The sequence below is a fragment of the Pseudomonas sp. GP01-A4 genome (genome assembly GCF_058780865.1).
This window is the reverse complement of the sequence record NZ_JBYSWF010000035.1, coordinates 1-20,827: the sequence shown is the minus strand read 5'-3', so window position 1 is coordinate 20,827 and position 20,827 is coordinate 1. Positions and strand designations below refer to the sequence as shown.

The following is a 20,827-nucleotide window of genomic DNA, read 5'->3' as shown; positions in this document are numbered from 1 at the left end:
GCAGTCTAAAGGTCTGAGTTCGAACAAAAAGCGCAAAGGCTGGGGGTTAATGATCGACTAAATCGATTTGTCCCGGGCATCCCAGTACTGCTGGGCCAGTTCGAACGCCTGTTCCCGCGGGTGGCCGAGGCCGCGCAAGGCCAGGGCCATGGTGGCGATCAGTGCCAGTTGCGGGTAGCTGTCCTGCACGTCGCCGCGCCATAACGCCTTGAGGTGCTCGGGCTCCAGGGCGGCAGGCTTGACGTGACGCTGGGCGGAGAGGGCGGGCCACTCTTCATCCCAGCTCTCGCCGCCGGTAGTGCCGTACAGGTGGCTGATGGTGTCCGGGTTGATCTCGATCTCGCCGCCGTCGCCCTTGACCACAATGGTGTTGTCGCCAAGCAGGCCGCTGGCATCGCGGTGTACGCCCTGGTAGCCCGGGTGGAAGATGCTTTGCAGGCCGCAGCGGGCGCTCAACGGGTTGAGGATGCGCGCCAGTGAATGGATCGGCGAGCGCAGGCCCAGGGTGTTGCGCAGGTCGATCATGCGCTGCAGTTGCGGCGCCCAGTCCCCCAGGGGAATAAACGCCAGGTTGCCCTGTTCAAGGGCCGCTTCCACCTGTTGCCAATTGCGGCACAACGGAATCTGCAAGCCATCCAGCAACTGCTCGGTGTAGAGCCGGCCTGCCGTATGCGCGCCGCCGCCGTGCATCAGGATACGCACGCCGTTCTGTGCCAGGCACTTGGCTGCCAGCAGGTACCACGGCAGGTGGCGTTTTTTACCGGCGTAGGTCGGCCAGTCGACATCCACATTGAGCGACGGTGCATTCAGGCGCTCGCGCACGGCTTCGGTGAAGCCTGCGAGTTCTTCCGGGCTTTCTTCCTTGTGCCGCAGCAGCATGAGGAAGGCGCCGAGCTGGGTGTCTTCGACCTTCTCGTCCAGCAACATGCCCATGGCTTCCCGGGCTTCCTCACGGGTGAGGTTGCGGGCGCCGCGCTTGCCTTTGCCGAGGATGCGCACGAACGGCGCGAACGGGTGCTCAGCAGGGGTTTCAGTGATCAACGGGGCAAAATCAGTCATAAGCAATTCGTCGGCCTGGGCAGGCCCGCCAACTTGGCGGCGAGTTTGGCGGGAGTGCCTTTGAACAGTCGGTTGAGGTGCAGGCTGTTGCCCTTTTCCGGGCCCAGCTTCAAGGCGGTGTACTTGATCAGCGGGCGGGTGGCGGGCGACAGCTGGAATTCGGTATAAAAGCCGCGCAGCAGTTCGAGGATTTCCCAGTGTTCCGGGGTCAGCTCCAGCGCTTCGGTAGTGGCGAGGGCGTTGGCCACGTCGCTGGACCACTCGGTCAGGTCGACGAGGTAGCCGTCCTTGTCCAGTTCGAGGGTGCGTTCACCTACGGTCAAAGTGTTCATAGCCAGGTGTTGACCTTGTCATAGTCGATCGACAGCTGGACGAACGCCGGGTAATCGACACTGCCGGCCCATTCAGGCACGGCGAGGTTACGCGCCTGGCTGTCTTCGGCCAGTACAAACACTTTCACGCCCCTGGCCTGCAGGGCCTGGCAAGGCGCGCTGGCGGGTTGCAGGGCGTAGGCGCCGTCGCCGCACAGCAGGATCGCATCCTGGGTGCCACAGAGGCGCAGGCAGCTGTCCAGCCGGCTGTCGGTAAAAGGCGAGTGGGATACCACATGCAAGGTCGACATCAGAGGGTAATCACCTGGTCGTAACGGTCAATCATCTGTGAAATTTGTTCACTGCTCAGCGGCTGTGCGTTGCCGGAGGTGGCCAGCCCGCGCACGGCGAGGCTATGGCTGCAGGCAAACACCTCTTCGACGCCAAATAATTCCAGGGCCTGGAGGTTGGCGCTCAGGTCTTTCTGTTGCACGGCCCTGGCGTCCTGGCTCGCGGCCAGTTGAAACACGCCGTCATCCAGAAACAACAGGCCAATCGGCAAATCAAACGCGCCGCCAGCCAATACGATATCCAGCGCTTCACGGGCGCTGGGGCCGGACCACGGCGCCTGTCGGCTGATCACCAGCAAGGATTTCGACATGTCACGGCCCTCCGAAGCAGATCAAGCGGTCAGCGGACTGGGCGGCGTCATGCAACTGCCCAAGCCCGGACAATGCCCAAGGCGCGTCCAGGTTCACCGCGCTGCGCTGATAACGGGTGGCCTCTTCGGCATTCAGCACGCCACGGCGCAGGGCCGCGGCGATGCACACCACGCCATCGAGCTGATGCTCGCTGACAAACTCGCGCCACTGACGGGCGATATCCTGCTCATCCTGCGGCGCAACAATGTTAGTGGACGCGCTGTAGACGCCATCCTGATAAAAAAACAGCCGCACAATCTCATGTCCACCCGCCAGCGCCGCCTGGGCGAACAGCAAGGCACGGCGCGAGGAGGGCGCATGGGCGGCGGAAAAAAGCGCAATCGCGAACTTCATGGAACACTCTGAAGGCAAAACCTGTGGCAATGATAAAGCCGCAGGCAACAAAAAGCCCGCCGAAGCGGGCTTTTTGCATGCAGCTGCGATCAGTCGTCGCGGCCCATGATGCCGAAGATCTGCAACAGGCTGATAAACAGGTTGTAGATCGATACATACAGGCTGATGGTGGCCATGATGTAGTTACGCTCGCCACCCTGGATGATTGCGCTGGTCTGGAACAGGATGCAGGCCGAGGAGAACAGCACGAAACCTGCGCTGATCGCCAGTTGCAGGCCGCTGATCTGGAAGAACATGCCTGCCAGTACCGCAGCCAGCAACACGAAGAAACCGGCGGTGATGAAACCACCCAGGAAGCTCATGTCCTTGCGGGAGATCAGCACGTAAGCCGACAGGCCGCCAAATACCAGGGCAGTCATGGCAAATGCCGAGCTGACCACTTCCGCGCCGCCGGCCATGCCGAGGTAGCGGTTAAGGATCGGGCCGAGGATAAAGCCCATGAAACCGGTCAGGGCAAACGCCGACACCAGGCCCCAGGCCGAGTCGCGCAGCTTGTTGGTCAGGAAGAACAGACCGTAGAAGCCGATCAGCACGACGAAGATATTCGGGTAGCCGACGCGCATTTGCTGGGCTACGAAGGCCATCACGCCGCTGAACGCGAGGGTGAGAGCGAGCAAGCCGTACGTATTGCGCAGGACGCGGCTAACTTCTAGCTGCTCAGCCTGCGCGTTTCCATTCACTGCGTAATTTTGTTCGCGCATGGCGACACTCCTTCAGTTTTGAAACATTCAGTCGCAAGGATCATAACAGACGCTCTGTAACAAGCTATGGCGAGAGTTTGACAGTGTGTTTCATTCGGGTATTATGGCGCCCGCTGAGGCAGGATGAGCTACGCTAATCCTGTGTTGCACAAGGGAAATTGGCAGAGTGGTTGAATGCACCGGTCTTGAAAACCGGCGGACGTTAATAGCGTCTCCAGGGTTCGAATCCCTGGTTTCCCGCCAAGATTTACTCAAGAGCCCCGCTATTGCGGGGCTTTTGCGTTTCTGGGGTTCAGGAATACACCTCTAATCGTTTCCGTATCATTTCAGGCAGTTTCCGCAACTCTGCAAAAAGTGGGCGTCAGCGGGTAGGTTTCACGATCTCACCCCCCGCGCCGATAACCGTCTCGGTTATCAGTTCACGCTGGAGAAGTCAGGCACCCAAGCCGGGCGCGCTGACTGGCGTGATTCGTTACTGAGAAAAGGCGCAATTACAGGTGGAAGTCGCCCGCAGCCTCCGGCTGGTAAAGCACTTTCTTGATCTCAATCCGGCGGGTCCGGTCAGCAATTCGCCAGTCGATGGCGTCTCCCTCCTGATAGCCAAGGATGGCGGTGCCTATGTCGGAATACACGGAATGCTTTGCTGCGTTGCTGTCCGCGTCTTCAGGGTAGACCAAGGCCACTTCGAACTCTTCATCGTCCAGTTGCAGCAAGGCCCTGGAGTTCATCGTGATGACATTGCACGCCACCTGCTGCGGCTTGACGACAATGGCCCGCTCAAGCTCATGTTCGAGTTCAACAACCGCCGGGCCTTGCTCGAACGCGATCAGATCCTCGAGCCTGGCCTTGTCGATTTCAGTGATGTAGATCCTGGTGGAGTCGCCACCGGCGCCTTCGCGCAAGAACTGGAAATAGCTTGCCGCCGTCATGGAAAATGACGTCAATGTCGGCGTTTCGCTCTCCAGCATAAAGCCGCTGCGCAGAAAGGCTTTCAGCGAGCGCGAGTTGTCCGGGTGAATCTTGGCGATGAGCTTCTCGGCCCGCATGTCGAGGAAGGCCAGTTTCATGCCTTCGCGGATCGTGCTGGCGCCCAGGTTCCGGCCCCATTTGTCGCTGTCTCCGATGACCAGGACAATCTCGCAATTTGAGCCGGTCTTGATGAGACGGACAAAGCCCACCGGGGCGTCATGCCGGTCATAGGCCATAAAGAATCTGCCGCCCTGGTTGAATAGATGAGTCAGGATCGGCAACTGAGTCCGATCAATGACTTGCTCAATGGAGCGGGAGACATGACGCGAATCGCTCAGGTAGCAGGTGATGCGTTCATCCTCTAACCAATCCACCAACGTCAGCGCGTGCGCCCGCGTAATTTCAGGGCACAGCGAAATGAAAGGCTTGTTCATCTTGACCACACTTATTTGTAAAGGATTGAAGCCCTTCATGGATATGTCATGGCGGTTCTTCGGCAACCGGATATTTTAAGACATGCCGCGAGTAATGGCGAACATGCCAGAGAGTTCCAAGAAGCCACCGCTTGCTGAACCCGACCCAGGCAAGCACTCAAGAGAAAGGTGGGCTGACTACGCATCGCAGCCTGAGGGCGGCCTGTCTATCCAACCGAGCAAGCCGTTCCCGGCTGGCACTCAAATGTAAAAAATTTTATCTGCCCTCTTGAAAATTTTCCCGGCGAACATAAATTTTTATCACGCGACGCCGAATGCGGGTCGCGCACTTAATCACTTGGATTTAATCAGGAGATTTTGAGATGGCTACTACCCTTTCGTTGGCCCCTTTGTTCCGTCAATCCGTGGGCTTCGATCGCTTCAATGACCTGTTTGAGTCGGCGCTTCGCAGCGAGGCTCCGAACACTTATCCGCCTCACAATGTGGAAAAGCACGGTGATGACGAATATCGCATTGTCATTGCTGTCGCTGGGCTTACTGAAGCGGATCTGGATATACAGGTCGAGAAGGGCGTTTTGACAGTCGTTGGCGACAAGCGCGAAACCGAGAAAGCAGTCACTTATCTGCACCAGGGCATCGCGCAACGAGCATTTCGGCTGTCGTTCCGGCTGGCAGATCATATCGAGGTGCGCGGTGCTTCGATGAACAACGGGCTGTTAAGCATCGACTTGCTGCGCGTGGTTCCTGAAGAGGCCAAGCCCAAGCGCATCACGATTGGTAGCGGGAAAGAGCCCGAACTGCGTCAGGTTAGTTTGCAATAAGTCAGCGGTAACAAAAAAGGCGCTCTTGGTAGCGCCTTTTTTTGTGTGTGGAATCAAGACGCCTGCCGATCAATACCTGGCACGCAGAGTACCCGGTAGATCCATCAACCGGGCACTCCCGCCTGTTTAGAAGATATTCAACGGGTACTCGGTAATCAGGCGTGTCTGCACCAGATGCCCCCCGGTGGACGCATCACCATCGTGCCAGGCTTCCCTCAGGCGGAAGGACAGCTTCTTGGCCGGGCCACTCTGCACGACGTATTTCACTTCGGCGTCGGTTTCGTGTTCCTGGTCGTTGGCGCCATAGAACCCGGTGTAGGCCGAATTGCCGGGGGTATGCGTACCGTCGATGCCAGCACCGCGAATATGGCGGGCCATGAAGCTCAGGCCGGGGGCGCCAAAGGCTCCCATGTCCAGGTCATAGCGCATCTGCCAGGACCGCTCGCCCGGGCCGTTGAAGTCGGAGTATTGCACCGAGTCAGCCAGGTTGATCGAGTTGCCGTAGCGCCCGGCACCGACGCCGGCATTGGTCTCCCCAAAGCCGACGTAGTCGAACGGCTCGTCACCATGCACTTTCTGCCCGGCCAGGGTGAAGGTCTGTGCACCCAGGGTGTAGGCAGCCGCCAGCGAGGCTGCGGTTGTGTCGATGGTCCCGGCCTTGGCGCTGCCGTCGTCCAGTGTGCGATAGAGGTTGAAGTCCAGCGCGACGGATTGGTCATCGGTCAGTGGATGAACAAGGTTCAGGTTGACGTAGTACTGATTCCACACGTCTTCCAGGTGTGCTCCGTACAGCGACGCGGTGAATTCCTTGCTGAACTGGTATTTGCCCCCCGCGAAGCTGGCCGACGACGCTTCCACGCCTGCATAGCTGGCGAGAATGTCGCCGCTGCGCGAGGTGGTGGTGTTACCGGTGCCGGAGGTGTAATGGCCGGCCTCCAGGTTCAGGCCGGTGATTTCATGGCTGTCGATCTGGAAGCCTGATGCGGTCTGGGGCATCAGGTAGTTATCGGCGGTGGCAAACACCGGCGACGTGGGTTGCAAGTCGCCGATCTTGAGTGTGGTGTTGGAAACACGGAACTTGATGTCTCCGCCGGCCTTCGCATAGCCTCGATCCGGATTGCCATTGGCGTCGGAGGGTATGGTCGGGCCGCCGGCACGGTCGGTGTCCCCGTCGATGCGCAATGCCAGGTCGGCAAACGCATCGATGCCGATGCCGATGGTGCCTTGGGTGAAGCCCGAGCTGTAGGTTGCCATCAGCGCCTGGCTCCAGTCACGGGTGTGGGCGCTGCTTCCGTTCTGGTTCCAGAACACGTTGCGGTTGAGGATATTCAAGCTGCTGTCGGCGACAAAGCCCTTGGAGTCGGACTGATCGCTGGCATAGCTCATGGCCGGCAAGGCAAATGCCAGCGCCACGGCCAAGGTATTGAGCTGAAGTAACGGTTGACGTTTTTTCATTATATTTTGCTCCTGTGCACGAGTTCGTGTGGGAGCATTAAGGCGACAGCCCAGGCCATCAACAAATGAAACTGGATGAAGGTTTTGATATCCCTTTTACCAAATTCCAGGCAAAGAAAAGCCCGCGATGGGGAGTGCGGGCTTAAAGGTGTTCACTTAGGAGCTGGAGTGACGATAAGCGCTCGAGTGTGAAAGGGATGTGAAAGGTTGTTGGGTGCGTAGCGTATTTATCACGAGTGATCCTCTCCTCGCACAATCCTTCCGGCCTTCACCTCATCCGCGTACCCGCTGAGCTTTTCCTGCTGAGCCGCGAGCAGTGCACCCATCTTCATCAGGGCGACTGCTTCGTCGGGTGATTTGGCGACCCCGGCGATAGTGGCCAATTGATTGACCGACCAGGCGATAACGGCCGTCGCATCTTCGAGGTCGTAGAACAGTTCCTGCTGTGCGGTCCTTGGGCCGTCGAGCCTTTCCATCAGTTCTGCCATTTACCCGTGCTCTCCAAAAAAGTGGTTCAGTGCGATCAGCTCAAGCACCGTTGCGCCAATCCTCCTGTAAGCCGGCGGACACGGCAATCGCGATTTTCCCTTGAATGCCGTTGTTGGGGCTTTCCAGGCGGGAATGGGCGAGCGGGATGTCGGCAAGGGAATAGACCGCGCCAACGTGTGGCCGCAGTTGACCGTTGGCGATCAGTGCGCTCATTTCATCCAGCTTGCCGCGGTTCTGTCGTGTGAAGACGAAGTGATAACTCGCGTTCCTGCCCCAGGCCTGGACGAGGTTCTGGGGGTGCGCCGTGTCCACAATCGTGACCACGCGACCCAGTTGCGCAAGCGCGTCCGGGCTACGGGACAATGTGGTGCCGCCGATGGTATCGAACACCACATCAACGCCACGGCCACCCGTTTCCCGCAGGATGGCGTCGACGTAATCTTCCTTTTCGTAGTCGATGATTACGTCCGCACCCAGGCTTCGCGCGAACTCGACATTGACGTCGCGTACGGTGGTGAACACCTGGGCGCCAATGGCTTTCGCCAGTTGGATCGCCACATGGCCGACGCCGCCCGCGCCGCCGTGCACCAGGATGCTTTCTCCCACCCTGAGGGCTGCACGCACCACCAGCGCTTCCCAGGCGGTGCCGCCGACCAGGCTCAGGCTTGCCGCTTCAAGGTGACTCAGGGCAGGGGGCTTCTTCCCGATAATGCCTTCGGCCGCCACGTGGTATTCGGCATAGCTGCCGGGTCCGTCAAATATTTGCGGGGTGTACCAGACTTCGTCGCCTGGCGCGAAGGACGTAACCCCCGGCCCGACTTCCTCAACGACCCCCGATACGTCATGCCCGGTAATCGCCGGTAGCAGCACCAGGTCAACGTAGTCGCCACGTCGGACCTGGTAATCCAGCGGGTTGATGGAGGTTGCGTGTACGCGGACCAGGACTTGCCCCGTGTGCGGAACGGGCTTGGGAACGTCGCGAAGTTCGAATGATTCCGGGCCGCCAAATGACTTGAGTATCAACGCCTTCATTGCATTTCCTCGTTTCGACAAAAAGGGATATCGCGAAATCTCGATATTCTGTGATAAAAAAACTACAAATCTTTCCCTATTATCTCGGCAAGCCTGCGGATGGTGGCTTCATTGCGCTTGTAGTAAGTCCACTGGCCGATGCGCCTGACTTCGACCAGGTCCACCCGTTGCAGCGTTGCCAGGTAACCGGACACCGTCGACTGCGAGAGCCCGATGCCTTCCTGAATACTGCTGACGCACACGCCCACCGTGTGAACGTCCCCTTCATCTTGTGCAGGGAAGTTCTTCTCGGGGTCCTTCAAACCTTTCAGGATTTCGAGGCGTGTCTGGTTTGAGAGGGCTTTGAATATTTCGAGTAAGTCCATGGCGTGATCATATTGAGAATTATCGATATGTCAATGTGTGTCAGATATAAAGGGTAGTCAGTTTCAGGCCTCACCGTAGGCGGCGACCAAGGACCTGTCGCGCTGCGGGCCTCTGAGCTATAACAGTGTAAAAGCACAAAAAACAAACGTGTTTCCGGGCTGCTTTCAGGAGAGAACTCATGAGTGCCATGGACGCGGGGCAGGTGGTGCCTGGCTACGTAACCTTCGTCGGGCGTGAGGCATCGTGGGCCGGACGCCAATTCATGAGCTTCAGCTATAGCGTCAATGGGCAGCACTTTCACAAGTCTCTCAACGAGACGGTTGACGCTTGGTCAACGACGACGCTTCGTAAAGCTTCGTATGGCTTGCGAGTGGGAGACCCGGTGTCTGTCTGGTGTTCTCTCACCGACCCGGAGGTGTGTTGCATTGGCGAAAAACCAGCAGAGAAACCCGCGATCCTGCGGTGGATAGAGTCTCTCGGAGCGTTAGGGCCGTTATGAAATTGATCCCCACCGTTCGTCCATCGTCCGGCACTCGCGACACCGCACCGTTTCTCATGTTCAAGCACGGACATCCCGCGCTAGAACGGAGAGCCAGCATGGAAATTAACGAGAAGGCCCCTGGGAATGTATCCCAGCAAGGCGTAACGCGCGGTACAGACAATGAAACCGGGCATGATCCTCGGCGCGATCAACCTGAAGCGCCTCTACCACCGGACGATGATGCCCCTCTGGAAGAGGATATGTCGGATGTGGATGCAGCTGATTCTGTCGCGAGTGAACACCCCGACAACTGAAGCATCCGAATCAGCCCGACGCACACTGCGTCGGGCTTTTCGGTGTCAAGCGACGATTACGGCATCAGCACCGAATCAACCACATGAATCACGCCATTGGACTGCATCACATCCGCAATGCTGATGCTGGCCTTGCCACCCTTGGCATCCACCACCCACAATTTGCCGTCATGCAGCTTGATCGTCAGCGACTCACCCTGCACGGTTTTCAACATCACGGTACCGCCGTTCTTCTTGGCGTCGGCCATCAGTTGTGCAGAGGTATGAGTGCCAGCCACCACGTGATAGGTCAGGATTTTTGTGAGATCGGCTTTGTGCTCAGGTTTCACAAGCGTATCCACGGTGCCTGCGGGGAGCTTGGCGAAAGCTTCGTTGGTCGGTGCGAATACGGTGAACGGGCCTTTGCTGTTAAGGGTATCCACCAGTCCGGCTGCCTTGACCGCCGCCACCAGAGTGGTGTGGTCCTTTGAGTTGACTGCGTTTTCGACGATGGTTTTCGTCGGATACATCGCCGCGCCGCCCACCATTACGGTGTCGGCGGCAAAACTTAGGGATGTGGTGACGGAGAGGATCGTAAAGCAGGCAACGGCAGCAATTTTTTTGTAGATGGCGTGCATGATGTATCTCCTTGGTGCTTGTGCCCTCCGGGTGAGGGTATTGAATCTACGTACCAAGGATCAAAGTGGATGCACCTCTGGAAAAATTATTGGTTTGCCGCCCTCACTGCACTTTTTCCCGTTCTTCCGATCTATCTCTGTCCCGACCACACTAATTTCCGGCGTGGACAGCAGACCCAGACCTGGTGCCGATGGATCGCACGTTACCTGTTTTTATCACCCGATGGATGCGTCAGCCGCTGTGGCTGGCTGCGGTTTTGATGCTTTGCGCCAATGGTTGCAGCCAGCAGCAGGGGCGCGATATTGCCACGCAGTTCAGCAACGGCAAGCCCGACGAGTTCTTCCAGACCAGCGTTGATCGCATGGCCACCCTGAGCATGCGCGACAACCTGCAAAGCCTGTATCTGCTGATGAGCAAGCTCTACCTGCGCAACCCCAACCAGTGGCGTCAATCGGGTTACACCGACGCGGTGACCGCCGCCCGGCAAATCCGCCAGGCCATCGAACTTCGCCAACCACTGCCCGCCCTGGGGGATCGTCGCGACCTGGCGGCGCTGAGCTATTCCCTGAGCCCGGAGTTTCGCGGCGACCGGGTAGGCGCCTTCATCTACGCGATCGGCAGCATGCTGGTGACGGCACACGGCGGGCGCACCGAGTTTTATATAACGGACTCGATCAACCCGCAGTTCGTCAGCAATGCCGCGCGCAATATCGAGAAGGCCACTTGGCTGCTCAGTCAGCGCCAGGATGCCAATGGATCGCTGTTGCTGTTCTCCAACGAGATCTCGGAGGCGGGCAGCAACCTCAGCTTTGCCGTGGAGTTCGGCAAGATCGTCGCGCGCCTCGACCTGTTGACCCAGATGCTCGACGAACGCTACCGGCGCATCGGGCTCAACTACGCGCAAAGCTTGCTGCTGATGAATTTCCTGCCGGTGCAGTGACGATGCGGGCCTCCCTCACACCTCGGTTTGCGCTTTGCCGCGGGCAACGGTTTTCTTCGGCGCGCGCATCAGCAGTGGGCCGAACGTCGCGAGCAAACCGAGCATCACCAGCGGGAAGAACATCAGCTTGCTCAGGCCGAAGTTGCTGACGATGACGGTGATGACGGCGGGGCCCACCAGCATCCCGGAAAATCCGATGCAGTTGACGATGCCGATATTGCGCCCGGCATGTGCCGGGTCCCGGCGCCCGGCGGCGGAGATCATCAACGGTGCGATGCACGAAAGGCCGAGGCCAAACAACGCGAAGCCGACAACGCCGGTCACGGCCGTACCGCCCAATATCGTGGTGATCATGCCGAGGACGCACAACGTACCGCATCCAAACACCACCTGCGCATTACCGAACGCAGCGGCCAGGCGGTCGCCAAAAAGGCGCCCCACGAATGACGCACCGACGAACAGTGAGACCGCCATGCCTGCGGTCGAGGTGGTGGTCGCGAACTCCCGGCGAATGTATTCCTGGCCCCAGTCGGCAATTGCGTTTTCGCCCATCATGCTGCCCAGCAGCAAGGTGCCGAGAGCGATCATCACCAGCAGCGTCTTGGCCGAAGGGCCCTTGCCGGTCTCGTCCCGGGACTGGGTGCCGGCTTGCCAGTCGTCGAGCTGGGCGTCGGGCACATCATGCTTGCCCAGCAACCATCGGCTGAACACACAGCCCAGAATAAACATCGCCAGGCCCAGTACGGTGTAAGGCACCAGCACGCTGTCGGTGTAGAACCGGGTCAGCCAACTGCATGCCATGCCCAGCAGGAAGCCGCCCAGGGAATAGAAGGCATGGAAGCCGGACATGATCGAGCGTCGATAAAACCGTTCAACCTGCACGCCGTGGGCATTCAAGGCGGTATCCAGGGCGCCGCGCAACAGCCCCAGCACAGAGCCGAAACACAGCGCAAACCAGAAACCGTTGACGAAGCCCAGCGGGATAATCGAAAGGGGATAGGCGAGGGCGCCAAGGGTAATTACCGGCTTGGCGCCGAAGGTGTCCAGCAGCCGCCCGACCAGCAGCGCACCGGCTGCGGAGCCGACCCCGACCCCGAGGGCAATCAGGCCGAAACTCGAGTCCCCGAGTTCTCCCGTCAGGCCAAGCTGGGTCCTGAACACGCTTACACCGGTGGACCAGATGTACATCATGGCGCCGATCATCATGAAGCCGAGAAAGGTGGCGATACGTGCCTTGCGAATACGCGGGGGGATCGGGGTTTTCTGGAAAGTGCTTATCACGCTGCATGGTCCCTTTTGTTTTTGTGGGGTGGTTATGCAATTTTGGGTTATACGAATAACCTTGCGGAAGTAAAACCTGCACCCTGTGGGCTGTCAATGCTTTATCAATCCAGAATATGTAACAGTAACAAGGCAGTGGCTGGCGCTTGAGTTTTAAGTTATACGTATAACTCCAACTGTTCAGGTATTGGGGTTTCCGTGTCGTCTCAAGAGTTGTTATTGCCGTGCTCCACGCCGCATATGTCGGCCTACCGCTTGACGTTTCTGCTGTCCGGCCTGTGCATGGGCGCCTGGGCGCCGCTGGTTCCCTATGCGCGCAGCCGGGCCGGGGTGGACGACGGCGCATTGGGCATCCTGTTGCTGTGCCTGGGCCTCGGCTCACTGGTGATGATGCCGCTGGCGGGCATCCTGAACGCCCGCAAAGGTTGCCGCTTTACCATGCACATCGGCATCGCCCTGGTGTTTCTGACGCTGCCTCTGCTGGCGACCACACATTCATTCTTGGGCTTGATGTTTGCCCTGACCGTGTTCGGTGCAGGGTGCGGCGCAGTGGATGTGACGATGAACGTACAGGGCGTGATGGTTGAGCGTGCGACCGGGCGGTCCTTGATGTCGGGTTTTCATGGCTTGTTCAGCCTGGGCACGATTGTCAGTGCGGCGGGGATCACCGCGCTGCTCTGGCTGGGCGCCACGCCGTTGCTGGCCAGCGGCGCGGTGATGGCGGCACTGGCTGCGTTTGTCCTGAGTTACGGGCGCCAGATGCTCGGGCGCAGCGGCGAAGAGGGCAGCCCGATCTTTGTGCGGCCCACGCGTAAAGTCCTGGTGCTGGGGATGCTGTGCCTGTTCGCGTTCCTGGCCGAAGGTGCGATTCTCGACTGGAGCGCGGTGTTCCTGACCCAGGTGCGTGATGTCGAGCCTTCCATTGCAGGCCTGGGCTACGCCTGCTTCGCCGTGATGATGGCGTTGGGGCGCTTGAGTGGCGACCGGATTCTGCTCAGGCTCGGCGCCCGGCTAGTACTGGTGGGCGGTGGCCTGATTGTAATCCTGGGCTTTCTCACGGTGGTGCTCGCGACGAACTGGCAGGTGAACCTGGTGGGGTTTGCGGTCATCGGCATCGGTTTGGCCAACATCGCGCCGGTGTACCTGTCGCTGGCGGGCGCGCAAAAGACCATGCCGGGGGAACTGGCGATTGCCGCTGCCACCAGCCTCGGTTATCTGGGTATCCTGATGGGCCCGGCGGTGATCGGCTTGTTCGCCCACGCGACGAATCTATCCTGGGCGCTGCTGGCGGTTGCCTCGCTGATGGTCGCAATCATGTTCAGTGCCACACGACTGGTTCCGAAGGTTTCCCCTCAACGGGTACACTGAGCGCCTGTTTTTTCATGACCTCGCATGAGGTTTCAAAAGGATTGGGAAGCAAGCGATGGCCGTTTCAATGAAAGACGTAGCACTGGCGGCAGGGGTGTCCCAGCCTGCGGTGTCTTACGCCTACAACCGACCTTCCAAACTGTCCCCGGCCCAGCGCGAGCATATCCTCGAGGTGGCCGCTTCATTGGGCTACCCGGGCCCCAATGTGCTGGGCCGCAGCCTGCGCTCGGGCAAGATCGGCGCCATCGGGTTGATGATGATGGACAAGTTGTCCCTGGCCTTTGCCGACCCGTGCACCATCGCCATGCTGCGCGGCATCAGTGAAGTGGGCGAGTTGGAAAATGTCGCACTGACACTGTTTCCGCTCAACAACAACCGCCTGGTGGGCCGGGGCCCGGCGGCGAGCCACGGTAGCCTGGCCCTGCGCGGGCTGGTGGATGGCCTGATTATCTCGACCCTGCCCGATGATCACCCGGCGGTGCTGGCGGTGGTGAAGCACAGTATTCCGTTCGTGGTGATCGACTCGCCGCTGGTCGAGAATTCGTTTTTTGTCGGCATCGACGATCGCGGTGCGGCTCGCACGCAAATGCAGCATCTGCTGGACCTGGGCCACCGCAAGATCGGCGTCATCATTGACCGCCTCAACCCGGATGGTTACCGCGGCCCGATTGACCTGCAACGCTTCAAAAGTGCCAGTGAGCGGATTGTCCGCGAACGCCTCACCGGTTACGTGGAGGCGGCCACCGCCGCGGGCCTGGCGTTTGAAGACCTGAGCGTGATCGAGGCCGGTGGGCTGGATTCCACGTCCGGCCAGGCCGCAGCGTTCACATTGCTGACCTCCAACGACGTCACGGCAGTGGTGGCGTGCTCGGATGTGATGGCGATTGCCTGCATGAAAACCGCCCACGCCCTCAGTCGCCAAGTGCCGCAGACACTTTCGGTGATCGGCTTCGACGATATTCCCGAGGCGGTGCAACTCGGTTTGACCACCATTGCGCAACCCATGGTGGAGAAGGGCGTGTACGCCGCACGCATGCTGACCGAGCAATTGAATGCCCCGGCTGATGCGCCGCTGGCGCCCGAGCAGAAGATTTTCGCCACCAAGCTGGTGGTGCGTACCTCGACCCGCAGTATCCAGCAGGCAGACGCCTGATCCCGTTGTTAAGGGATCGCTGTAGGAGCTGGCTTGCCTGCGATGGCATCGACTCAATACCACTGACAGACCGAGTCGACTGCATCGCAGGCAAGCCAGCTCCCACCTTTACCCGGGCTGCCCCTTGAAGTGTGCCGCTACTCTGAGGGCATTCGCCGCGATGGTCAGTGCCGGATTAACCGCCGCCGACGACGGGAAGAACGAGCTGTCCACCACCCATACATTCTCCAGGTCATGCAGCTTGCAGTTCAGGTCCAGCACGCTGGTGGTTGGGTCCTTGCCCATCACGGCAGTGCCGCACTGGTGGGAGTTCGTCGCGATGCCCATGCGCGCCTTGAGGATCAGCGGATACCCTGCATCACGCATGGTTTGGGTGGCCTTGCTCACCAGTCCTTCATGGGCCTTGAGGTTGTTCGGCGTCCAGTGAACCTTGATCGCACCGCGCTGTGTGTCGTAGGTGACGCGGTTGTCCTGGGTCGGCAGATCTTCCGAGGTCAGGTACAGGTCTACGCTGTGGTCAGTGATATAGCGTGAAGCGAATTTCGGCAGCCAGGGCCGCATGGCACTGATCATCGGCTCGCGGATTTTCCCCAGCATCTGCACGTTACCCAAGGGGAATGCGTTGTGCGGGCTGGCGCTGTACCAGTCGTTGATGGCCAGGGTTTTCTGGAAGGTCACGTTGTTCTTGCGTCGCGGGTCCACCGCCAGCATGAAGGTGCTGTTGTGCACCATGTAGTTACGCCCCAACTGCCCGGAGCTATTGCCCAGCCCATGAGGATGTTGAGCGTTCGCAGACTTGAATAGCAATGCCGCGCTGTTGACTGCGCCGCACGCCAGCACGAAGCGTTTGGCACGCAGTGTCACCTCGCGTCCATCGAACAGACCCCGCGCTTGAGTCACGGTTTTGCCATCGTTATCGGTGTTCAGCTGCCGGATCGTGGTGCGAGTCATCAGCCGAATGCTGCCACTGCGCAGGGCGGGCATGAGCGCAGAAACTTCGGCGTCGGCCTTGGCCTCCACCAGGCACGGATAGCCATCGCAGGTTGAGCACAATACGCAATCGCCGCCATCGCCATAGTCCACCGCCGCCGGCATCACGAACGGCTTGAGTCCGGCACGCTGCATGCTTTGCTCCAGCGCAACCAGGGCCGGGTCGTGCTTGAGTGCCGGTTGCGGGAAGGGTCCTGAACGCCAGGGTTCGCTTGGGTCAATGCCGGCCTGACCATGCACGCGGTAGAGTTTTTCCGCTTCGGCGTACCAGGGTTCAAACTCGGCGTAGCTGACGGGCCACGCAGGCGACACGCCCTCGGCATGCTGGATCTCGCCAAAGTCCGCCTCGCGAAACCGTGGCAGCATGGCGCCGTAGAATTTGGTGTTGCCGCCGACGTAATAAAACACCCCCGGCGAAAATGCTTGGTTGGCCTGGTCCAGCCACGGTTCGGCATTGCGATAGCGTCCTTGGCCGAACACCGCTTCAGCGCTCCAGTTCTGGATTTCCCGGGGCAGGAAATCCCCTCGTTCGACGATCACAATATCCAGCCCGCTGTCACGCAGGGCATGGGCGAAGGTTGAACCGCCCATGCCCGAGCCGATAATCACCACGTCACAGTTGATCGTGCCATCTGCATCAGGTGTCACCACGTCGAGGGCGCGCGGTTCGCGCGGCGCCCCCGGTTGTGGATTCAGCTCTGCATGATGCGAAATCAATGCATCACTCATGTGAGCCGCTCCGGCATTTACAGGTGTTGTTCGGAATTACGGATTTGCCAGTACTCATCCTGGCGTTCGTCGGTGATGTATTCCGGAATCGGGAAGTCCCACCAGCCGGGCACCCAAGGGCCCGCCGCATCGCGGTCGGTGGGTACTTCGATCAGCACCGGCACATTCAAATCCAGCGCTTCCTGCAGGATAGGCTCAAGGTCTTCCGGGCGCTCCACACGGTAGGATTTGAGGCCGAAGGCTTCGCCCACCGCCTTGAAGTCCGGGCTGTAGGGCGTGCCGTCCGGGTGGTTGAACTCAGTGCCGATATGGCGGCTGGTCTGCTTGCGCTGGCCACCGCGAATCGACATGTAGCCGGCGTTGTTCTGGATCAGGAACACCACAGGGATATTGTTGGTCACGCAGATCGCAATTTCCTGGGAGGTCATCAGGAAATCGCCATCCCCGAGGATGCACACCACCGGCTGGTCAGGCGCCGCCAGCTTCGCACCGATGGCCGCAGGTACGGCCCAGCCCATGGACGAGAAGCCGCCGGAGGTCAGGTGGGTACGTGGCGTATAGACCGGGAAGGTCTGCTTGACCGCGCCCTGGGTGTTGCCCGAGCCAACCACCACGATGGTGTCCCGCGGGAACACTTTGCGCAGCGCGCCGAGGGGGCGTTGCGAGGTGAACGGAAAGCGATCGGAGTCACGACGGCCCGCCAGTTTGGTTTCCCATTCTTCCTGATAACCGCGCAGGTCGCTCAGGTACTCTTCGCGCTCAACCGTCTCGCCTTTCAGGCTTTCGACAATGGCGGCGAGGGCGTATTTGGCGTCGGCACAAATGCCCACGGTCACCGGGTAGTTCTTGCCGATTTCATGCGGGTCGATGTCGATGTGGATCAGCTTCGACGGCGGGATCGCGAAGGTCACGCCCTTGGCGTAGCTGGACGACGACCAGTCGGTGAAACGGCAGCCCACGGCGATGATCACGTCTGCGGTGGACGCGACTTTATTGCCGCACAGGGTGCCGGTCTGGCCGACACTGCCGGCGAACAACGGGTGATCTTCCGGGAAGCCGCTCTTGCCGTTCCAGGTGGTGACCACCGGGATCTTCCAGGCTTCGGCCAGGGCGAACAATTCCGCGCTGGCTTCGCCGGTAATCACGCCGCCGCCGATCACCAGCACCGGGCGCTTGCTCAGTTTCAGCTCTTCCACTGCGCGTGCGGTGGCTGCCGGGTCCGGGAAGCATTTGCCGATCGGGGTGCGCTCTTCGAGGGCATGCAGGGTCACTTCAGCGGCCTCGGCCTGCACATCCATCGGGATTTCCAGGTGCACCGGCCCCGGGCGTCCGGTGACCATTGCGCTCCAGGCGCGGTGCATCATGAACGGCAACTCTTCAACACGGGTCGCCACCCAATGACGCTTGGTCACGGCCTCGGCGATTTTCGGGAAGTCGTTGTCGGTGTAGCGCTCCAGCTCCTGCAGCAAGCCATGGCCACGCATGTGGGTGGGTGGCCCGCCGGTGATCAGCATCAGGCTGGTGGAGTCGGTAAACGCGGTGGCCATGCCGATTACCGTGTTGGCGGCGCCGGCACCGATGGACGTCACTGCCGCCATCGGCTTGCCGCTCACCCGGTAGTAACCGTCGGCGAGGTGCACCGCGCTCTGCTCATGGAACACCTGGATGAACTTGAGCTTGGAGTCTTCTTCGAGGAAGGCGTCGGTCAGGGTCCAGATACCGTGGCCGGGAATACCGGCGACGTATTCGACGCCATAGTTTTTCAGGGTTTGAGCCACGATCTGGCTGCCGGTCAATTTAGTCATGACAGGACTCCTTGGGTTGATGAAACGGAGGGGGTTGCCTCGGCGGTACTGGCTGCACGCCCGCGTGTCGCCCAGTTCAGGCCTTGCTTGGTCAGGCGGCGGATATTCGGGTCGGCGAGGTTGCTGGTGTCGTGCCCGATGGAGTGATAGAACACCCGCCCCTGGCCCCACTGGCGCACCCAGGCCACCGGGCTGCGATGGCCGTTGAGCCAGGGGAAGGGGTTGCCGTCGAAGGTGGTTTCAGCCAGCACATGAATGTTCGGGTCGACCTGCATGTAGTACTGCTCGGACCGTACCTCGAAATCCTCGACGCCCTGGGTCACCTCGTGGCTGTGGTCGATGACGTTGACCTGGTACGGATGGGGAAAGCCTTCACCCATCGGGTGTTCGAGGAATGAGCCGCCGAGCACCCAGTGATATTTGAGGCTGGCGCGAAACGCCGCGCCTGCGCCGTGCCAACCCACCAGGCCGGTGCCGCTTTCGATCGCTTCCAGCAGGCGGTTTTCCTGGGACGCGGTGAGCGTCTCGGTAGTGACGGCGTTGTTCCAGCCGATCACGATCAGGTCATAACCGGTCAAGTCCCTGTCCAGTGTGAAGATGTCGGTGGACTCTTCGACCTCGAAATCCAGTTCCTGGAAAACGGTGCGCGCCCATGTCGCAATTTCGTAGGGGAAATGGCCGGGCCAGCCACCGAATAGATACAAGACTCGACTCACGGTTGATCACCTCTTTACGTTGGGTGTGATTGTTAGGTTATACGTATAACCGCTTATTTAACCTATCACTCCGAATCCCTAAGTCAATGGGGCTTACATGTTTTTCATCCGGGGTTATACGAATAACGTCAGCAGCCCGCCGCAGTGCTTCAACACTGCGTCTGTGTTGCGTCAGGTTGCGTCACCAATAGGGAGGCTGCGAAATTGCCCGGGGCAGGGGGGTAGGAAAAGATGGTTGCCAATGCCGGGGGCATGTCGCGTGCCCTCAAGAACCACCTGGAGCCACTGATGATTCGTTACCTGAAAACGCCTAAACCGGTCGAAGCCCAAGCCGAGATTGCCGCCCAAGTCCGCGATACCGTTGAGCGCATCATCGCCAACGTCGCCCGTAACGGCGATGCGGCCGTACGTGAATATTCGAAGCAGTTTGATCAGTGGTCGCCTGTATCTTTCCGGCTGAGCGACGAAGAAATTGCCGCCTGCGTGGCGAGCCTGTCCGAGCAGGAAATCGGCGATATCACCTTTGCCCAGGCCCAGGTCCGGCGCTTCGCCGAGGTGCAAAAAGCCTCGATGCACGATGTGGAAGTCGAGACCTTGCCTGGCGTGATCCTTGGGCATCGCAATATTCCGGTGAACTCGGTGGCTTGCTACATTCCGGGCGGCAAGTACCCGTTGCTGGCGTCGGCGCATATGAGCGTGCTGACGGCCAAGGTGGCCGGGGTGAAGCGCGTTGTTGCGGCCGCGCCGCCGTTTGATGGCAAGCCTCATCCGGCCATTGTGACGGCGATGTATTTGGCGGGTGCCGATGAGATCTATTGCGTGGGCGGGGTGCAGGCGATTGCTGCGTTTGCGTTGGGCACCGATACGTTCAAGCCGGTGGATATGATCGTTGGGCCGGGTAATGCGTATGTGGCCGAGGCCAAGCGTCAGTTGTTCGGCAAGATTGGTATCGACTTGATTGCCGGGCCTACAGAGACACTGGTGATTGCTGATGACAGCAGCGATGTTGAAATCATCGCTGCCGATTTGTTGGGGCAGGCGGAGCATGGGGTTAATTCGCCTGCGGTGTTTTTGACGAACAGTGCGGAGTTGGCGCAAACCCTGCCGGCGGAGATCGAGCGGCAGTTGGCGATCCTGTCCACCGCACCGGTTGCTTCTGTCGCCTGGCGCGACTATGGCGAAATCATCCTGTGCGACAGCGTCGACGAGCTGGTGCAGGAAGCCGATCGCATCGCCTCCGAGCACGTGCAGGTGATGACCCGCGATCCGTTGTATTTCCTGGAGCACATGACCAATTACGGCGCGTTGTTCCTTGGTGAGCGCACCAACGTTTCCTATGGCGATAAGGTGATTGGGACCAACCACACATTGCCTACCACCGGGACTGCGCGGTACACCGGCGGGCTGTGGGTCGGCAAGTTCATCAAGACGTGCACGTATCAGCGGGTGCTGACGGATGAGGCTTCGGTGTTGGTAGGGGAATACTGCTCGCGGCTTTGCGGGATGGAAGGGTTTGCGGGGCACAAGGAGCAGGCGGATATTCGGATTCGTCGTTACAAGAAGCACGGTTGAGGGTACATATCCGTTGTTTGGGTAACGGCCTCTATTGGTTCCGCTCTTACAGCGGCTCACTTTTGAACAGCGCAAAAGTAAGCAAAACGCTCTTGCCCCACCACTCGG

General features: G+C 59.7%; 22 protein-coding genes and 1 tRNA gene. 7 read left to right on the top strand and 16 right to left on the bottom strand.

The features are described from left to right. Nucleotides 1-57: 57 nt before the first annotated feature. The 6 genes from AC3WKX_RS19730 to AC3WKX_RS19705 all read right to left on the bottom strand — a co-directional run bounded on the left by AC3WKX_RS19730 (nucleotide 58) and on the right by AC3WKX_RS19705 (nucleotide 3,186). Nucleotides 58-1,059 carry a glycosyl transferase family protein gene (locus tag AC3WKX_RS19730; RefSeq protein ID WP_102604529.1) on the bottom strand — a complete coding sequence of 334 codons (1,002 nt, stop codon included), beginning with the start codon at nucleotides 1,057-1,059 and terminating at the stop codon, nucleotides 58-60. After that, nucleotides 1,056-1,391, bottom strand: coding sequence for a TusE/DsrC/DsvC family sulfur relay protein (locus tag AC3WKX_RS19725; protein ID WP_008431552.1), 336 nt, complete (start codon nucleotides 1,389-1,391; stop codon nucleotides 1,056-1,058). Before AC3WKX_RS19725 ends, AC3WKX_RS19730 begins: the two co-directional genes overlap by 4 nt. Next, nucleotides 1,388-1,681, bottom strand: coding sequence for a sulfurtransferase complex subunit TusB (gene tusB / locus AC3WKX_RS19720; protein WP_003219628.1), 294 nt, complete (start codon nucleotides 1,679-1,681; stop codon nucleotides 1,388-1,390). The genes AC3WKX_RS19725 and tusB overlap by 4 nt, the downstream gene beginning before the upstream one ends. Continuing rightward, the gene (tusC, locus tag AC3WKX_RS19715; RefSeq protein ID WP_087693046.1) at nucleotides 1,681-2,031 is read right to left on the bottom strand and encodes a sulfurtransferase complex subunit TusC; all 351 of its coding nucleotides are present in this window, start codon (nucleotides 2,029-2,031) and stop codon (nucleotides 1,681-1,683) included. Before tusC ends, tusB begins: the two co-directional genes overlap by 1 nt. 1 nt (nucleotide 2,032) lies before the next feature. Further along, nucleotides 2,033-2,425, bottom strand: coding sequence for a sulfurtransferase complex subunit TusD (tusD, locus tag AC3WKX_RS19710; RefSeq protein WP_003219632.1), 393 nt, complete (start codon nucleotides 2,423-2,425; stop codon nucleotides 2,033-2,035). 89 nt (nucleotides 2,426-2,514) lie between these two features. Further along, nucleotides 2,515-3,186: a Bax inhibitor-1/YccA family protein gene (locus AC3WKX_RS19705; protein WP_003219636.1), complete on the bottom strand. Its 672-nt coding sequence runs from the start codon at nucleotides 3,184-3,186 to the stop codon at nucleotides 2,515-2,517. Between the two features lie 152 nt (nucleotides 3,187-3,338). Here AC3WKX_RS19705 and AC3WKX_RS19700 point away from each other — a divergent pair. Then, nucleotides 3,339-3,429 (top strand) — tRNA-Ser (locus AC3WKX_RS19700). Between the two features lie 248 nt (nucleotides 3,430-3,677). Here AC3WKX_RS19700 and AC3WKX_RS19695 read toward each other — a convergent pair. After that, on the bottom strand, nucleotides 3,678-4,589 hold the full coding sequence (locus AC3WKX_RS19695) for a bifunctional GNAT family N-acetyltransferase/nucleoside diphosphate kinase regulator (RefSeq protein WP_008431545.1): 912 nt from the start codon (nucleotides 4,587-4,589) through the stop codon (nucleotides 3,678-3,680). Nucleotides 4,590-4,951: 362 nt separating this feature from the next. On the opposite strand from AC3WKX_RS19695, the gene AC3WKX_RS19690 reads away from it, so the two are divergent. Continuing rightward, complete coding sequence (locus AC3WKX_RS19690) at nucleotides 4,952-5,410, top strand: Hsp20 family protein (RefSeq protein WP_003219642.1); 459 nt, start codon at nucleotides 4,952-4,954, stop codon at nucleotides 5,408-5,410. Nucleotides 5,411-5,536: 126 nt separating this feature from the next. On the opposite strand, the gene AC3WKX_RS19685 is transcribed toward AC3WKX_RS19690, so the two are convergent. From AC3WKX_RS19685 to AC3WKX_RS19670, 4 genes are all read right to left on the bottom strand, one after another. Further along, complete coding sequence (locus AC3WKX_RS19685; RefSeq protein ID WP_102604528.1) at nucleotides 5,537-6,865, bottom strand: OprD family porin; 1,329 nt, start codon at nucleotides 6,863-6,865, stop codon at nucleotides 5,537-5,539. A 230-nt stretch (nucleotides 6,866-7,095) separates the two neighbouring features. Next, nucleotides 7,096-7,353, bottom strand: coding sequence for a hypothetical protein (locus AC3WKX_RS19680; protein WP_102604527.1), 258 nt, complete (start codon nucleotides 7,351-7,353; stop codon nucleotides 7,096-7,098). A gap of 40 nt (nucleotides 7,354-7,393) precedes the next feature. Further along, entirely contained in the window at nucleotides 7,394-8,386 is a 993-nt protein-coding gene (locus AC3WKX_RS19675) for a zinc-dependent alcohol dehydrogenase family protein (RefSeq protein WP_102604526.1), read from the bottom strand. 62 nt (nucleotides 8,387-8,448) lie between these two features. Continuing rightward, on the bottom strand, nucleotides 8,449-8,751 hold the full coding sequence (locus AC3WKX_RS19670) for an ArsR/SmtB family transcription factor (protein WP_102604525.1): 303 nt from the start codon (nucleotides 8,749-8,751) through the stop codon (nucleotides 8,449-8,451). 598 nt (nucleotides 8,752-9,349) lie between these two features. Here AC3WKX_RS19670 and AC3WKX_RS19665 point away from each other — a divergent pair. Then, nucleotides 9,350-9,547 (top strand): hypothetical protein, encoded by a 198-nt coding sequence (locus AC3WKX_RS19665; RefSeq protein WP_023658951.1) that lies wholly within the window; start codon nucleotides 9,350-9,352, stop codon nucleotides 9,545-9,547. A gap of 56 nt (nucleotides 9,548-9,603) precedes the next feature. Here AC3WKX_RS19665 and AC3WKX_RS19660 read toward each other — a convergent pair whose 3' ends face one another. Continuing rightward, a complete protein-coding gene (locus AC3WKX_RS19660) occupies nucleotides 9,604-10,164 on the bottom strand; it encodes a fasciclin domain-containing protein (protein ID WP_003219652.1) in 561 nt (186 codons plus the stop codon). 191 nt (nucleotides 10,165-10,355) lie between these two features. Here AC3WKX_RS19660 and AC3WKX_RS19655 point away from each other — a divergent pair, with 191 nt between their 5' ends. Then, nucleotides 10,356-11,105: a hypothetical protein gene (locus tag AC3WKX_RS19655; RefSeq protein ID WP_032898777.1), complete on the top strand. Its 750-nt coding sequence runs from the start codon at nucleotides 10,356-10,358 to the stop codon at nucleotides 11,103-11,105. A gap of 15 nt (nucleotides 11,106-11,120) precedes the next feature. Here the strand turns inward: AC3WKX_RS19655 and AC3WKX_RS19650 are convergent, their stop codons facing one another. Continuing rightward, entirely contained in the window at nucleotides 11,121-12,383 is a 1,263-nt protein-coding gene (locus AC3WKX_RS19650; RefSeq protein ID WP_102604557.1) for an MFS transporter, read from the bottom strand. 243 nt (nucleotides 12,384-12,626) lie between these two features. Here AC3WKX_RS19650 and AC3WKX_RS19645 point away from each other — a divergent pair, with 243 nt between their 5' ends. Together AC3WKX_RS19645 and AC3WKX_RS19640 are read left to right on the top strand one after the other, a co-directional pair. Continuing rightward, on the top strand, nucleotides 12,627-13,754 hold the full coding sequence (locus tag AC3WKX_RS19645) for an MFS transporter (protein WP_102604524.1): 1,128 nt from the start codon (nucleotides 12,627-12,629) through the stop codon (nucleotides 13,752-13,754). Nucleotides 13,755-13,809: 55 nt separating this feature from the next. Then, nucleotides 13,810-14,907, top strand: a complete 1,098-nt coding sequence (locus AC3WKX_RS19640) for a LacI family DNA-binding transcriptional regulator (RefSeq protein ID WP_008431528.1) — start codon at nucleotides 13,810-13,812, stop codon at nucleotides 14,905-14,907. A gap of 108 nt (nucleotides 14,908-15,015) precedes the next feature. On the opposite strand, the gene AC3WKX_RS19635 is transcribed toward AC3WKX_RS19640, so the two are convergent. The 3 genes from AC3WKX_RS19635 to AC3WKX_RS19625 are packed head-to-tail and all read right to left on the bottom strand — an operon-like array spanning nucleotide 15,016 to nucleotide 19,147. Further along, nucleotides 15,016-16,626, bottom strand: coding sequence for an FAD-dependent oxidoreductase (locus tag AC3WKX_RS19635; RefSeq protein WP_102604523.1), 1,611 nt, complete (start codon nucleotides 16,624-16,626; stop codon nucleotides 15,016-15,018). A gap of 17 nt (nucleotides 16,627-16,643) precedes the next feature. Then, nucleotides 16,644-18,431, bottom strand: a complete 1,788-nt coding sequence (locus AC3WKX_RS19630) for a thiamine pyrophosphate-binding protein (protein WP_102604522.1) — start codon at nucleotides 18,429-18,431, stop codon at nucleotides 16,644-16,646. Further along, nucleotides 18,428-19,147: a ThuA domain-containing protein gene (locus tag AC3WKX_RS19625; RefSeq protein WP_102604521.1), complete on the bottom strand. Its 720-nt coding sequence runs from the start codon at nucleotides 19,145-19,147 to the stop codon at nucleotides 18,428-18,430. The genes AC3WKX_RS19630 and AC3WKX_RS19625 overlap by 4 nt, the downstream gene beginning before the upstream one ends. Nucleotides 19,148-19,435: 288 nt before the next feature. On the opposite strand from AC3WKX_RS19625, the gene hisD reads away from it, so the two are divergent. After that, nucleotides 19,436-20,719: a histidinol dehydrogenase gene (gene hisD / locus AC3WKX_RS19620; RefSeq protein ID WP_008431521.1), complete on the top strand. Its 1,284-nt coding sequence runs from the start codon at nucleotides 19,436-19,438 to the stop codon at nucleotides 20,717-20,719. Nucleotides 20,720-20,827 lie beyond the last annotated feature (108 nt).